This is a genomic window from Azoarcus sp. DD4 (assembly GCF_006496635.1).
Lineage (GTDB): Bacteria > Pseudomonadota > Gammaproteobacteria > Burkholderiales > Rhodocyclaceae > Azoarcus.
Genome location: NZ_CP022958.1, coordinates 2,396,165 through 2,409,096 on the forward strand (window position 1 = coordinate 2,396,165; position 12,932 = coordinate 2,409,096).

Below are 12,932 nucleotides of genomic sequence, written 5' to 3' on the forward strand. Positions count from 1 at the left end.
GCGAGCGGAATAAGCTGATTTGGATATCTGATTTCCTTGGTTCCGGGGGCTGCGCCGCATTCGGCACAGTAAGGCCTCCTGCAGATTCCAACCGGAGCCGACGCGATGCCGCCCGTTCTGACCAAACCCTTCCGCCGTTTTGCCTTCACCGCCAGCCTGACGCTGGCCGCCACCGGTGCCTTTGCCGCGCCGTCCGACGTGCTCGTCTCCACCGACTGGCTGGAGAAGAATCTCAGTGATCCCAAGGTGCGCGTCATCGAGGTGAGCGTGAACCCCGGCCAGTTCGAGCGTGGCCATGTGCCGGGCGCGGTGAACTTCGTCTGGCATACCGACCTGGTCGATCCGGTGCGTCGCGACATTGTCAGCAAGGACAACTTCGAGAAGCTGCTGCGTAACGCTGGCGTGTCGGCCGACACTACCGTGGTGCTGTACGGCGACACCAACAACTGGTTTGCCGCGTGGGGAGCCTGGGTGTTCGATGTCTATGGCGTGAAGAACGTCAAACTGCTCGACGGCGGCCGCAAGAAGTGGGAGGCCGAGAACCGCGGTCTTGCCGCAGTGGCCAAGACGCCGGCGCCGGGCAACATCAAGGTGGCCGACGCCAATCCCAAGCCGCGCGCGCGGCTGGCCGATGTGGTCGCAGCTGCAGAGAAGAAGAGCGACGTCGCGCTGGTCGACATCCGCTCCGCCGACGAATACCAGGGCAAGGTCTTCGCGCCGGCTGGTGTGCAGGAGCTGTCCATCCGTGCCGGCCACGTGCCGGGCGCAGTGAATGTGCCGTGGAGCGAGGCCGTGGCCGCCGACGGCACCTTCAAGCCGGTCGAGGAACTGCGCAAGATCTACGCAGCCAAGGGCGTGGATGGCAGCAAGCCGGTGATCACCTATTGCCGCATCGGCGAACGTTCCAGCCACACCTGGTTCGCGCTGTCCAAGCTGCTTGGCTACGAGGTGCGCAACTACGACGGTTCATGGACCGAGTATGGCAACACCGTTGGCGTGCCGATCACCAACCTTGCCGGCACCGTCTGGGGCGGCAAGTAACCTCTGCGCGCAGCCGGCGGTGACCGCAACCCGCCGGCGCGCTTCACCGACCTTGTTGTCCTGCGGGGTTTCGGCGGTGCCATGGCATCGCCGTCTTTTTTCGGATCGGTAAATGTCTTCGTTGTCCTTTCCCCGGCCTGGGGCGCTGCTGGCCGGGCTCGCCGTGGTCGCGGCGGCATTGGGCCTGGCGGCCTGGTGCTCGGCGATGCCCGGTGTCGGGCATGAGCTGTCGATTTCCGCTCTGTTCGGGTTTGCCTTCGGTGTGGTGCTGCAGCGTTCGCGCTTTTGCTTCTACTGCGTCAGCCGTGACTTCTTCGAAAGCCGCGATGCGCGCGGCCTGCTCGGCATCGTGGCAGCGCTGGCGGTGGGCACATTCGGCTACCACGTGCTGTTCGGCGCCTTCCTGCCCTTGCCGGTGGCCGGCCGCCTGCCGCCCGGCGCGCATATCGGACCAGTCAGCTGGGTGCTGGTCGTCGGCGCGACTGCCTTCGGGCTGGGGATGGCGCTGTCCGGTTCCTGCATCAGCGCTCACCTGTACCGGTTGGGAGAAGGCGCGCTGACCTCGCCCATTGCGCTGATTGGCGCGCTTGGCGGCTTCGTGCTCGGTTTCCTGTCGTGGAACACGCTCTACCTCGACACGCTGCAATCGGCGCCGGTGCCCTGGCTGCCGCACAGCCTGGGATATGCGGGGTCCGCGGCGCTGCAGGCGGGTTTGCTGGCGGTGCTCGCGCTGGTGCTGGCCTGGCGCCATCGCGCGCCTGAGCCGCCGGCTGATTCCCGGTGGTGGCAGCGCCGCTGGCCCGCCACGACGGGCGGCATTCTTGTGGGTTTCGTCGCCGTGCTTTCCTACCTGCGCGTCGGTCCGCTGGGTGTGACGGCCGAACTCGGCAGCCTGGCACGCACTGCAGCAAGCGGAACCAGCTGGTTTCCGGTGCGGCTGGAGGGCCTGGACAGTTTTGCCGGCTGCGCCACCACGTTGAAGGAGACGCTGTGGTCGGAGAACGCTGCCTTCGTCGTTGCCTTGGTGCTGGGTTCGTTCGCCGCCGCACTGTCGGCCGGCGATTTCCGCCCACGCTTGCCCAAGGCGGGCGAGGCGCTGCGTGCCCTTATCGGCGGTGTCCTGATGGGGTGGGGCGCCATGGTCGCGCTCGGTTGCACTGTCGGCACGCTGTTGTCGGGGGTGATGGCGGCGGCGCTGTCGGGCTGGGTGTTCGCTGCGGCGCTGTTCCCGGCGACCTGGCTGGGCTGGCGCCTGCGCCGCCATTTCGGCTGGTAGGGCAGGGCGCCTCTCCATCGCAACGACCGCAATTCCACCCGCCTCACCTTCATTTCCGTGATTGCGGAATTTGATCTGCTGTTGCAGAAAATATGTATATAAAACAAAAAGATAAGCTTTACATCAAAGTTCATAAGCCCTAGTTTTGAGTATCGAATCGATCACCCTCCACGGAGCAACAAGATGGCCCAGGAATCCTACGTTCATACCGCGCTTGGCGACGTCGCCGCACGGCAGTTGGCGAATGCCACCAAGACCGTGCCGCAGATGGCGAGCATCACGCCGCGCTGGCTGACTCACCTGCTGCAATGGCTGCCGGTCGAAGCCGGCATCTACCGGGTGAACAAGGTGAAGGACGCCGACAGCGTCGAAGTCGAGTGCTCCGGCCGCGACGAGCGCGAGCTGCCGCAGACCTTCGTCGATTACGTCGAAAACCCGCGCGAATACATGCTGTCGGCGGTGAACACCGTGCTCGACGTGCATACCCGCGTGTCCGACCTCTACAGCAGCCCGCACAACCAGATCGCCGAACAGCTCCGCCTCACCATCGAGACGATCAAGGAGCGCCAGGAGAGCGAGCTGATCAACAACAAGGAATACGGCCTGCTCAGCAATGTGCATCCGGACCAGCGCCTGAGCACCCGCAGCGGCGCGCCGACGCCGGATGACCTCGACGAGCTGCTGACGAAGGTGTGGAAGGAGCCGGGCTTCTTCCTGGCCCACCCGCGCACTATCGCCGCCTTCGGCCGCGAATGCACCCGCCGCGGCGTACCGCCCCCGACCGTGTCGCTGTTCGGTTCGCAGTTCATCACCTGGCGCGGCGTGCCGCTGATCCCGTCCGACAAGGTCGGCATCGACAACGGCAAGTCCAGCATCCTGCTGCTGCGCACCGGCGAAAGCCGCCAGGGCGTGGTCGGCCTCTACCAGCCCAACCTGCCGGGCGAGCAGAGCCCCGGCCTGTCGGTGCGCTTCATGGGCATCAACGACCGCGCGATCGCGTCCTACCTGGTGTCGCTGTACTGCTCGCTGGCGGTGCTGACCGACGATGCGGTGGCGGTGCTCGATGACGTCGAAGTGGACAAGTACCATGCCTATGAACACACCTACGCTTGATCCGCTGGGTGCAGGCGTGCCCGACGTGGCGGCGCTGACGAAGCTGGCCAACGCCTTCTTCGCGGCGCTGCCCGGCGCGGCGGCCACGCCGGACGTGCCCGCGCCGGAGCGCTTTGCCGCGCCGCAGGCGCCGGCGCTGCCGGGCGTGGGCGCCGCCGGTGCCGCGGTGCCGGCCGATTTCGGCAGCGCGCCGCAGGTCGTCGGTGCCGGCCAGGCGCAGCGCGGCTATGCCGCACTCGATCCGTCCGCCTATGGCGTGCCGGGCGAAGCCGAGCTGCGCAGCCTGCTCGCGCCCACCGCGGCGCGTTCCGCCACCGCGCCGAGCCAGCCCTACTACTTCCTGGAAACCGCCCGCTTCGGCAATCCGGGCATCCGGGTGCCGGGCCAGCATTTCGACCCGGTGCCGGCGGAACTCGTCAGCGGCCGCCCGCCGTTCGACGTGAACCTGGTGCGGCGCGATTTCCCCATCCTGCAGGAGCGGGTGAACGGCCGTCAGCTGGTGTGGCTGGACAACGCCGCCACCACGCAGAAGCCGCAGTCGGTGATCGACCGCATCGCCCATTTCTACCGCCACGAGAACTCCAACATCCACCGCGCCGCGCACGAGCTGGCGGCGCGTTCGACCGACGCCTACGAGGCGGCGCGCGAGAAGGTGCGCGCCTTCCTCAACGCGCGTTCGGTCAACGAGGTGGTGTTCGTGCGCGGCGCCACCGAGGCGATCAACCTCGTCGCGCAGAGCTGGGGCCGGGCCAACATCGGCAAGGATGACGAGATCGTCGTCAGCCACCTGGAGCACCACGCCAACATCGTGCCCTGGCAGCAGTTGTGCGCGGAAAAGGGCGCGAAGCTGCGGGTGATCCCGGTAGACGACTGCGGCCAGATCCTGCTCGACGACTACGCGAAGCTGCTGGGGCCGAAGACCAGGCTGGTGAGCTTCACCCAGGTGTCGAACGCGCTCGGCACGGTGACGCCGGCGAAGAAGATGGTCGAGATGGCGCACGTCGCCGGCGCCACGGTGCTGGTCGACGGCGCGCAGTCGGTGTCGCACATGGCGGTGGACGTGCAGGCGCTGGACGCGGACTTCTTCGTGTTCTCCGGCCACAAGGTGTTCGCCCCGACCGGCATCGGCGTGGTGTATGGCAAGGAGGCGCTGCTCAACGAGACGCCGCCGTGGCAGGGCGGCGGCAACATGATCCGCGACGTCACCTTCGAGCGCACCGAGTATCACCCGGCGCCGGGCCGCTTCGAAGCCGGCACCGGCAACATCGCCGACGCGGTGGGCCTGGGCGCGGCGATCGACTACGTCACCGCGCTCGGCATGGACAACATCGCGCGCTATGAGCACGAGCTGCTGGTCTATGCCACCCGTCTGCTGAAGGACGTGCCCGGCCTGCGCCTGGTGGGCACCGCCGCCGACAAGGCGAGCGTGCTGTCTTTCACGCTGGACGGCTTCAAGACCGAGGAAGTGGGCGCGGCGCTCAACAAGGAAGGCATCGCGGTGCGCTCCGGCCACCACTGCGCCCAGCCCATCCTGCGCCGCTTCGGCCTGGAAGCCACGGTGCGGCCGTCGCTGGCGTTCTACAACACCTGCGCGGAGGTGGATGCGCTGGTGTCGGCCTTGTACCGGATAACCGGCGCGCGCAATCCCCTGCGCGCCTGAGCAGACCCACCGGCCGGACAGCGGCGCACCGGAGTGATCCGGTGCGCCGTTTTCTTTGTTTGCCGGCGCCAATGGCATAAGCATGTGAAAAAGCCTCGGTTCCTGTTTCAGGGTGCGGTTGTTAGCCTCCGCGCATAACAGGTGAATGAGGAGACAGTCATGAACGAGGCCATCGAGGCGGTGCTCGGCCGCGCCCAGGGACGCGCACGCGAAGGCGCTTACGGTTATTGCGGCAGCCTCACGCCGGCGGAGGCTTGGGCGGTGCTTGAAGCGCGCTCGCAGGCCAAGCTGCTCGACATCCGCTCATGGCAGGAATGGGCGCTGGTCGGCCATGTGCCCGGTGCCTTCGAAATCGAGTTCCGCCGCTTCCCCGATTGGTCACCGGTGCCGGATTTTGTCGATGCGGTGCAGGCGCGCATGGGCAAGGGCGACCTGATCCTGCTGCTTGGCCGCTCCACCCGGCGCGCTCATGAGGCGGGGCGGGCGTTGGCCGCGGCAGGGTTCCGCCATGTCTACATCGTGCTGGAGGGGTTCGAGGGTGAGAAGGACGCGCATGGGCGGCGGATCGTGAATGGTTGGCGACAGGCGGGGCTGCCGTGGTATCAGGGCGAGGGACTCTTGGGCAGTTGAGAAAGGAAGGAGGCTACGAGTTGGTCCATCTTCGAGCTGTCCTGCCGCATCGTCTCCTCGCGGACGAGTATCAGCGGCGAGAAAGCACTCGACCGGCTTCCCATGTGCCCTGAGAAGAAGCCCACCAGACCGGCAAAGTCCTCGTAGATCGCCAGCGAGAGGGCTCCTTCCGTTTTGGTCATCTGCAGCGTTTCGGCTTGGTCCAGTGTCACATCGACCATGCTGCCTCCGCCGGGGGCGTCTGGTATTCCCGTGCTGGAAAGGTCCACCCCCCACCAGCGGCCCTGCAGGGCGAAGTCGTGCACTGCCGTGCATTCGGCGACCCATCCCCGGTTCTGCCGCGTGCTTGATGCATCCTGCCCTCCTTCGTGCAGGGGATAGTGTCCGGTGACTGGCCAGATCAGGATGCGCGCTTCGGTGCTGCGGATCTCCATCCGGCATTCATACCAAGTGTCGCGATCCGCGTAGACGCGAACATATCTTGCCCTCCACCGGCCGTTCAATTCGGGCATCCTGGCGTATGTCCTGGATATCTGCGGCTGAATCCCCGGTAGAAACTTGAGGCGGTAACCCTTCCACCAAAGCCGTTCGAGTTCGCAGCCATCGTCATTGCCGAGCCGGCCGAGCTTGCCCTGCTCCGTCAGAGCGTCGGGACTCAATATGCCCGAACCGTTGATGACATCTCCTGCTCCCGCGAACGTCATGTAGGTTCCTGTTCCATACTGGACGTAGTCTGGAGGCGAGAGATAAGGAAAGGTGAAGGTGGCGGTGATGACCTCCTTGCCGTCGCAGGGAAGCAGGTACAGGGTCATCATCCCGTCGTGGAGAAAACCCTCGGCGAGGAAGGAAGTGTTGGGGGGCGCGCCGTCGATCCGCTCTTTGCCGGACGGGTCCGTTCGGGGATCGACTGTTTGTGCCGTACCCAGGAGCTTGCCCGGACAAGGGGCGGACAGGTCCAGCCTGTAGTGAATCCAGAAGAATCCTCTGCCTATCGTGTCATGCCCGATGGAGGTTCTGGTGACGTGGTACAGGTGCCACAGCCTCTGGTATTTCACCAACTCGTCCTGGGGAATCAGTCCTCGCCGCTGAGTTCCTTCGGCGACGATGTTTATCAAGTCCAGATCGGTGGCCAGCAGATTGCTCACCCAGAGCGAGACGGCCGTGCCCAGCAGGGCGCCGGTAAACAGGGGGAGAATTTCCTTCAGCAGCCCGTCCTGTGTCTGAGCGCCGCTGGTTGCTGCCTGCATGATAAGAAGCCCGACCGTGCATGCCGTGATCAGAAGCAGTGCGGTCGCCTTGAACAGTGCGTGTTTCCGTGCGCGGCTCGTGTCCCAATGCCGCGTTACGGTCTTGCTCCACAGCCTGCGCGGAAACTTCGTCATGGCGGATGTCCCTTGGTGGCTTATGTGTCCGGCGTATGCGTCATGACAGCGAGCAAGACATGTGCCGCGCCCTCGGGGGGACGGTATGTGGAAGGGTCCTCATCGGCGCTGGCGTGGCGGTGTAAAAAGCACCGACATCGGAGCGATCTGACCCGACTGCCGGGCCCGCGAGACGTGCTCCGCGGGGACGTACCATCGGCGGCAAGCGAATCGGGGCGGTCCCCGCCGTGGGGACCGCCCCGACACTGCCCTATGCCGACTTGAGCAGCCTTAGAACTCCGGCCCGCCGAACCCGCCCGGCCCGCCGTGCGCCAGGCCGGCGGCGCTGGGCTTGTCGTCCGCCTGTTCGGCCACCAGCGCGTCAGTGGTGAGGATCAGCGCCGCGACCGAGGCCGCGTTCTGCAGCGCGGAGCGGGTGACCTTGGCGGGATCGAGCACGCCCTGTTCCACCAGATCGCCGTACTGGCCGTTGGCGGCGTTGTAGCCGAAGTTGCCGCTGCCTTCGAGCACGCGGGCGACCACCACCGAGGCCTCGTCGCCGGCGTTGGCGACGATCTGGCGCAGCGGCTCTTCCACCGCGCGCAGCACGATCTTGATGCCGGCGTCCTGCTCGTGGTTGTCGCCCTTGAGGTCCTTGATCGCGGCGCGGGCGCGCAGCAGGGCGACACCGCCGCCGGGGACGATGCCTTCTTCCACCGCGGCGCGGGTGGCGTGCAGCGCATCCTCGACGCGCGCCTTCTTCTCCTTCAGTTCCACTTCGGTCGCCGCGCCCACCTTGATGACCGCCACGCCGCCGGCCAGCTTGGCCTTGCGTTCCTGCAGCTTCTCGCGGTCGTAGTCGGAAGTGGCAGCGGCGATCAATGCGTCGATGGAGGACACGCGCGCCTTGATCGCATCGACGCTGCCGGCGCCGTCGATCAGCGTGGTGTTCTCCTTCTGCACTTCCACCCGCTTGGCCTGGCCGAGGTCGGCCAGCGTGGCCTTTTCCAGGCTGAGGCCGACTTCCTCGGCGATCACCTGGCCGCCGGTGAGGATGGCGATGTCTTCCAGGATGGCTTTGCGGCGGTCGCCGAAGCCCGGCGCCTTCACCGCCACCACCTTGAGGATGCCGCGGATGGTGTTCACCACCAGGGTGGCCAGCGCTTCGCCGTCGACATCCTCGGCGACGATCAGCAGCGGGCGGCCGGCCTTGGCCACCTGTTCCAGCACCGGCAGCAGCTCGCGGATGTTGGAGATCTTCTTGTCGAACAGCAGGATGAAGGGGTTGTCCAGCTCGGCGACCTGCTTGTCCGGGTTGTTGATGAAGTAGGGCGAGAGATAACCGCGGTCGAACTGCAGGCCCTCGACCACGTCGAGTTCGTTATTCAGCGACTTGCCGTCCTCGACGGTGATCACGCCTTCCTTGCCCACCTTGTCGATGGCCTTGGCGATGATGTCGCCGATGTCGGCGTCCGAGTTGGCGGAAATGGCGCCCACCTGGGCGATTTCCTTGCTGGTGGTGGTCGGCTTGGCGATCTGCTGCAGCTCGGCGACGACGGCGGCCACCGCCTTGTCGATGCCGCGCTTGAGGTCGGCCGGATTGAAGCCGGCGGCAACGAACTTGAAGCCTTCGCGCACGATGGCCTGGGCCAGCACGGTGGCGGTGGTGGTGCCGTCACCGGCGTTGTCGGAGGTCTTGGAGGCGACTTCCTTCACCAGCTGCGCGCCGATGTTCTCGAACTTGTCCTTCAGCTCGATTTCCTTGGCGACCGAGACGCCGTCCTTGGTCACGGTGGGGGCGCCGAAGGAGCGCTCCAGTACCACGTTGCGGCCCTTGGGGCCGAGGGTCACCTTGACGGCGTTGGCGAGGATGTTGACGCCTTGCACGACCTTGGCGCGGGCGTCGTCACCGAAAAGCACTTGTTTGGCGGCCATGTATTGCTCCGTTGGATGTGTGTTGGATGAGTTGAAGCGGGCGGGGGCCGGCTTATTCGATGACGCCGAAGATGTCTTCTTCGCGCACGACGAGCACTTCCTCGCCGTCGATCTTCACCGCCTGGCCGGCGTACTTGCCGAACAGCACGCGGTCGCCGGCCTTGAGCTGCGGCGCGCGCAGTTCGCCGTTGTCGAGGATCTTGCCGCGGCCGACGGCGATGACTTCACCCTGGTCGGGCTTCTCGCCGGCGGAATCGGGAATGACGATGCCGCTGGCGGTGGTGCGCTCGGCTTCTAGGCGCTTGACGATGACGCGGTCGTGCAGGGGGCGAATGGCCATTGAGGTCTCCAGTGGATTCTTGGGGGGTGGGGCGACGTCGCCGCGTTATCGTTCGCCGGGCACGTCGCCTTTCCGTTGGCACTCGTCGAGGGAGAGTGCCAAGGCCGGCGAATCATGAATCAGCCTCCCGGTCATGCGTAGCGAATTATTTCGATTTGGCTGGATGTTTTTCTGATATGCCGTAAGCAAATTCGCGGCAGTTCCCGTGCCGCGTCGACGCCCTGCCGAAGATGTGCGGACAGGGCGCTGCTGCGCACGGTGCAGCGGCGGCACGCGGACTGTTGCGCAGGCAGCAGCGGGCGCCGGCAGCGCGCCCGGATGCCGTTCCCGGTCGGGTTGTTTTCCAATACCAAATCAGTAGCTTGCGGAAATTTACGGCTTGCCGGGCAAGGCTGGTATGGCGGCTGCTATAGGGCTTTCGGCTTACCCGCGGACGCTGCGCCGCGGGGCGCCTTGTCGGATCTAGCCCGCCTGCCGGCGTGGCCATCACGGGAATCCCTATATGCAGAAGAAAACCATCATCGCCGCGCTCTGCCTGCTGATGTCGCCGCTCGCCGGCGCGCAGCAGGCGGCCGACCCGAACAAGCCGCTGCCGCCCGCGAGCTTCTTCGTCACCAGCGTCGGCACCGGCAAGGGCGCGGATTTCGGCGGTCTGGCCGGGGCGGATGCCCATTGCCAGAAGCTTGCCGCGGGCACCACCGGCGCCGGCAAGACCTGGCGCGCCTACCTCAGCACCCAGGCCGCCAACGGCCAGCCGGCCATCAACGCCCGCGACCGTATCGGCAACGGCCCCTGGCACAACGTCAAGGGCCAGGAAATCGCCAAGGATGTCGCCCACCTGCACGGCGACAGCCTCGATGTCGCGCGCCTCGGCAACAACCTCAGCCGCCGCACCGCGCTCACCGAGAAGGGCGACTTCGTGAAGGGCTCGGGCGATACGCCCAACGAGCACGACATCCTCACCGGCTCCCAGCCCGACGGCCGCGCCTTCGCCGACGCCGCCGACCGCACCTGCCGCAACTACACCACCGCGGCCGAGGACGGCGCCGCCCAGGTCGGCCACTTCGACCGCACCGGCGGCGGCAACGTGTCGTGGAACTCTGCCCACGCCAGCCGCGGCTGTGGCCACGACAACCTGGTCAAGACCGGCGGCGCCGGCCTCCTGTACTGCTTCGCGGTCAATTGAGGGCTCCGCGCCCGCCGCAGGCATCACCTTTCCCACCGCAGCAACACTGGAAATCACTCATGACGATCAACACCTTCCGTCGCAGCCTCATCGCTCTCGCCCTCGGCGCCGCCCTGTCCGGCAACGCGCTCGCCGAGACCACGCTCCTCAACGTGTCCTACGACCCGACGCGCGAGCTCTACCAGGAATACAACACCGCCTTCGCCAAGTACTGGAAGGCCAAGGCCGGCGAGGACGTCGTCGTCAAGCAGTCGCACGGCGGCTCCGGCAAGCAGGCCCGCGGCGTGATCGACGGCCTGGAAGCCGACGTGGTGACGCTCGCGCTGGCCGGCGACATCGACGCCATCACCGAAAACGGCGGCGCGGTCGCGGCCGGCTGGCAGAAGAAGCTGCCGCTCAACGCCTCGCCCTACACCTCCACCATCGTGCTGCTGGTGCGCAAGGGCAACCCCAAGGGCATCAAGGACTGGAACGACCTCGCCAAGGCCGGCGTGGACGTGATCACCCCGAATCCGAAGACCTCCGGCGGCGCGCGCTGGAACTACCTGGCGGCCTGGGGCTACGCGCTCAAGCAGCAGGGCGGCAACGACGCCACCGCCAAGGACTTCGTCAAGAAGATCTACGCCAACGTCAAGGTGCTGGACTCCGGCGCGCGCGGCTCCACCACCACCTTCGTCGAACGCGGCATCGGCGACGTGCTGATCGCGTGGGAGAACGAGGCCTACCTGGCGCTGAAGGAATTCGGTGCCGACAAGTTCGAGATCATCACCCCGTCGGTCTCCATCCTGGCCGAACCGCCGGTGGCGGTGGTCGACAAGGTGGTCGACAAGCGCGGCACCCGCAAGGTCGCCACCGAGTACCTCAACTACCTCTACTCGCCGGAAGGCCAGGAGATCGCGGCGAAGAACTACTACCGCCCGACCGACGCCAAGGTCGCGGCCAAGTACGCCAAGCAGTTCGGCAAGGTGAACCTCTTCACCATCGACGCGGTGTTCGGCGGCTGGGGCAAGGTGCAGAAGGCCCACTTCGACGACGGCGGCGTGTTCGACCAGATCGCTGTGTTCAAGTAAGTCGTCCGCGGCTTCCACCGCGAAGGACGGCAGCGGTCCCGAAAGGGGCCGCTGCCGTTTTTGCTTCTGTTGGCTCAATGCAGGAATCGGAGCCGCCGAGGAAGATCTGAACCCGCTGGACAGGTGGCGAAAGAGAACTGGTCGCTCGGCAACGGCAGTGCGCAATATGCGTGAGAAAGACGCGCGGTCGGCGGTGTTGTCGTCTGCCTTTGTCACAGTCTACGTACGGCGGCCGGCAGCGCAAGAAAGCCGGCCCTTCCGCAGTTCTGCTCGTCTCTCCGCGGCGGCGTCATTCAGCACGCCGCGGCGCGCGGGCGATTTCCCCGCCCGAAGGTTTGACGTTATCTTTCCGGCATTGCAACCGGCGCTCGGGCTATGCCTCACGAAGAGGACTTCATCTTTTCTCCCCCGCCGGATCTGGCCGGCTGCGTGCAGCACGGCATGGTGAAAACCCTGCCGGGCGGGGGCTATCTGCTGCCGGCAGCCATGCATCCGATCTTCCTGGTGATCCTGCGCGGAGAGATCCGGGTCGATCACCCGGAAGGTTCGCGCAGCATGGCTACCCTCTGCCTGTGCGGCGGAACCTGTCGCGTGCTGCGGGCCTGGGCGGCCCCCGGCACGCGCATCCTGACGCTGGCGGTGCAGGCGGGACAGCTTAGGCGGCTGGTGGCCTTTCCGGCGCTGGAGATCATGGATGACTGGGTTGCGTTCGATGCATTCCTCAGCGGCCAGGAACGCGGCGAGGCGGCCCGATGCGAGGCCGCAATCACGGCGCACGACGATGCCGCCCGTCAGGCAGCCGCTTTCCTTGCACTCCTGTCGGCGTTACGCCAGCGCCGGCGAGAGCGCGAAGGAAATCTCGTGGTGCCGCCCGCGTATCTCGGTCTGTCGCCATGTGCGCTGGCCACCCAGTTTGGCCTTGGCCTGCGCCAGTTCGAACGCCGTTTCCGGGCCAGCTACGGGCAATCGCTTCGCAGCCTGCGCCAGCAATTGCGCTGCAGCCAGGTACTGGCTTCGTTCGTTTCCGGTCAGTCGAAGGCGCACTCGCTGGCGGATCTCGCCGCCAACTTCGGCTATTTCGATCAATCGCATCTCAACCGCGATCTGGTCCGCTACACCGGTTATTCTCCGGGCCAACTGCTTGCCGGCATCGCCGGGGACGATCCGGCCTTCTGGCCATACCGGATTTCGCCGCTGGAAATGGTCCGGCTGTTCGGCGCGGCCGGGTACTGAGCCTGTCGTTTCGATACAAGACCCTCGACGGGCTGCGTTCCTAGACTGGTCCGGTTTTTCCACTCCGGTATCGCGCCATGTTCACCC

The 12,932-nt window shown here is 66.2% G+C and carries 11 protein-coding genes; 8 read left to right on the forward strand and 3 right to left on the reverse strand.

The genetic code is table 11. From position 1 onward, the window contains the following. Positions 1–105: 105 nt before the first annotated feature. The 5 genes from CJ010_RS11215 (at position 106) to CJ010_RS11235 (ending at position 5,720) form a co-directional block, all read left to right on the forward strand. Positions 106–1,041 carry a sulfurtransferase gene (locus CJ010_RS11215; RefSeq protein WP_141018109.1) on the forward strand — a complete coding sequence of 312 codons (936 nt, stop codon included), beginning with the start codon at positions 106–108 and terminating at the stop codon, positions 1,039–1,041. Between the two features lie 112 nt (positions 1,042–1,153). Further along, positions 1,154–2,317 carry a YeeE/YedE family protein gene (locus CJ010_RS11220; RefSeq protein WP_141018110.1) on the forward strand — a complete coding sequence of 388 codons (1,164 nt, stop codon included), beginning with the start codon at positions 1,154–1,156 and terminating at the stop codon, positions 2,315–2,317. A 183-nt stretch (positions 2,318–2,500) separates the two neighbouring features. After that, entirely contained in the window at positions 2,501–3,430 is a 930-nt protein-coding gene (locus CJ010_RS11225) for a family 2A encapsulin nanocompartment shell protein (protein ID WP_141018111.1), read from the forward strand. Next, positions 3,405–5,090 (forward strand): family 2A encapsulin nanocompartment cargo protein cysteine desulfurase, encoded by a 1,686-nt coding sequence (locus CJ010_RS11230; protein WP_205754938.1) that lies wholly within the window; start codon positions 3,405–3,407, stop codon positions 5,088–5,090. Before CJ010_RS11225 ends, CJ010_RS11230 begins: the two co-directional genes overlap by 26 nt. A 159-nt stretch (positions 5,091–5,249) precedes the next feature. Then, positions 5,250–5,720 carry a rhodanese-like domain-containing protein gene (locus CJ010_RS11235; protein ID WP_141018113.1) on the forward strand — a complete coding sequence of 157 codons (471 nt, stop codon included), beginning with the start codon at positions 5,250–5,252 and terminating at the stop codon, positions 5,718–5,720. On the opposite strand, the gene CJ010_RS11240 is transcribed toward CJ010_RS11235, so the two are convergent. From CJ010_RS11240 to CJ010_RS11250, 3 genes are all read right to left on the reverse strand, one after another. Further along, positions 5,693–7,102, reverse strand: a complete 1,410-nt coding sequence (locus CJ010_RS11240; RefSeq protein ID WP_141018114.1) for a hypothetical protein — start codon at positions 7,100–7,102, stop codon at positions 5,693–5,695. The two genes, CJ010_RS11235 and CJ010_RS11240, sit on opposite strands and share 28 nt — an antisense overlap. 270 nt (positions 7,103–7,372) lie before the next feature. Continuing rightward, the gene (gene groL, locus CJ010_RS11245; RefSeq protein ID WP_141018115.1) at positions 7,373–9,016 is read right to left on the reverse strand and encodes a chaperonin GroEL; all 1,644 of its coding nucleotides are present in this window, start codon (positions 9,014–9,016) and stop codon (positions 7,373–7,375) included. 52 nt (positions 9,017–9,068) lie between these two features. Continuing rightward, on the reverse strand, positions 9,069–9,356 hold the full coding sequence (locus CJ010_RS11250; protein ID WP_065340648.1) for a co-chaperone GroES: 288 nt from the start codon (positions 9,354–9,356) through the stop codon (positions 9,069–9,071). A 502-nt stretch (positions 9,357–9,858) separates the two neighbouring features. Between CJ010_RS11250 and CJ010_RS11255 the strand changes: the two genes are divergently transcribed. The 3 genes from CJ010_RS11255 to CJ010_RS11265 all read left to right on the forward strand — a co-directional run bounded on the left by CJ010_RS11255 (position 9,859) and on the right by CJ010_RS11265 (position 12,845). Continuing rightward, complete coding sequence (locus CJ010_RS11255; RefSeq protein ID WP_141018116.1) at positions 9,859–10,542, forward strand: lectin; 684 nt, start codon at positions 9,859–9,861, stop codon at positions 10,540–10,542. 59 nt (positions 10,543–10,601) lie between these two features. Further along, positions 10,602–11,612 carry a sulfate ABC transporter substrate-binding protein gene (locus CJ010_RS11260; RefSeq protein WP_205754939.1) on the forward strand — a complete coding sequence of 337 codons (1,011 nt, stop codon included), beginning with the start codon at positions 10,602–10,604 and terminating at the stop codon, positions 11,610–11,612. 375 nt (positions 11,613–11,987) lie between these two features. Next, on the forward strand, positions 11,988–12,845 hold the full coding sequence (locus tag CJ010_RS11265) for a helix-turn-helix domain-containing protein (protein ID WP_141018117.1): 858 nt from the start codon (positions 11,988–11,990) through the stop codon (positions 12,843–12,845). Positions 12,846–12,932: the final 87 nt, after the last annotated feature.

What these genes read in the sequence shown, in the direction of transcription:
- CJ010_RS11240 (WP_141018114.1), bottom strand. Translation starts at nt 7,102, where the DNA reads ATGACGAAGTTTCCGCGCAGGCTGTGGAGCAAGACCGTAACGCGGCAT.
- CJ010_RS11230 (WP_205754938.1), top strand. Translation starts at nt 3,405, where the DNA reads ATGCCTATGAACACACCTACGCTTGATCCGCTGGGTGCAGGCGTGCCC.
- CJ010_RS11220 (WP_141018110.1), top strand. Translation starts at nt 1,154, where the DNA reads ATGTCTTCGTTGTCCTTTCCCCGGCCTGGGGCGCTGCTGGCCGGGCTC.
- CJ010_RS11225 (WP_141018111.1), top strand. Translation starts at nt 2,501, where the DNA reads ATGGCCCAGGAATCCTACGTTCATACCGCGCTTGGCGACGTCGCCGCA.
- CJ010_RS11255 (WP_141018116.1), top strand. Translation starts at nt 9,859, where the DNA reads ATGCAGAAGAAAACCATCATCGCCGCGCTCTGCCTGCTGATGTCGCCG.
- CJ010_RS11250 (WP_065340648.1), bottom strand. Translation starts at nt 9,356, where the DNA reads ATGGCCATTCGCCCCCTGCACGACCGCGTCATCGTCAAGCGCCTAGAA.
- groL (WP_141018115.1), bottom strand. Translation starts at nt 9,016, where the DNA reads ATGGCCGCCAAACAAGTGCTTTTCGGTGACGACGCCCGCGCCAAGGTC.
- CJ010_RS11215 (WP_141018109.1), top strand. Translation starts at nt 106, where the DNA reads ATGCCGCCCGTTCTGACCAAACCCTTCCGCCGTTTTGCCTTCACCGCC.
- CJ010_RS11235 (WP_141018113.1), top strand. Translation starts at nt 5,250, where the DNA reads ATGAACGAGGCCATCGAGGCGGTGCTCGGCCGCGCCCAGGGACGCGCA.
- CJ010_RS11265 (WP_141018117.1), top strand. Translation starts at nt 11,988, where the DNA reads ATGCCTCACGAAGAGGACTTCATCTTTTCTCCCCCGCCGGATCTGGCC.
- CJ010_RS11260 (WP_205754939.1), top strand. Translation starts at nt 10,602, where the DNA reads ATGACGATCAACACCTTCCGTCGCAGCCTCATCGCTCTCGCCCTCGGC.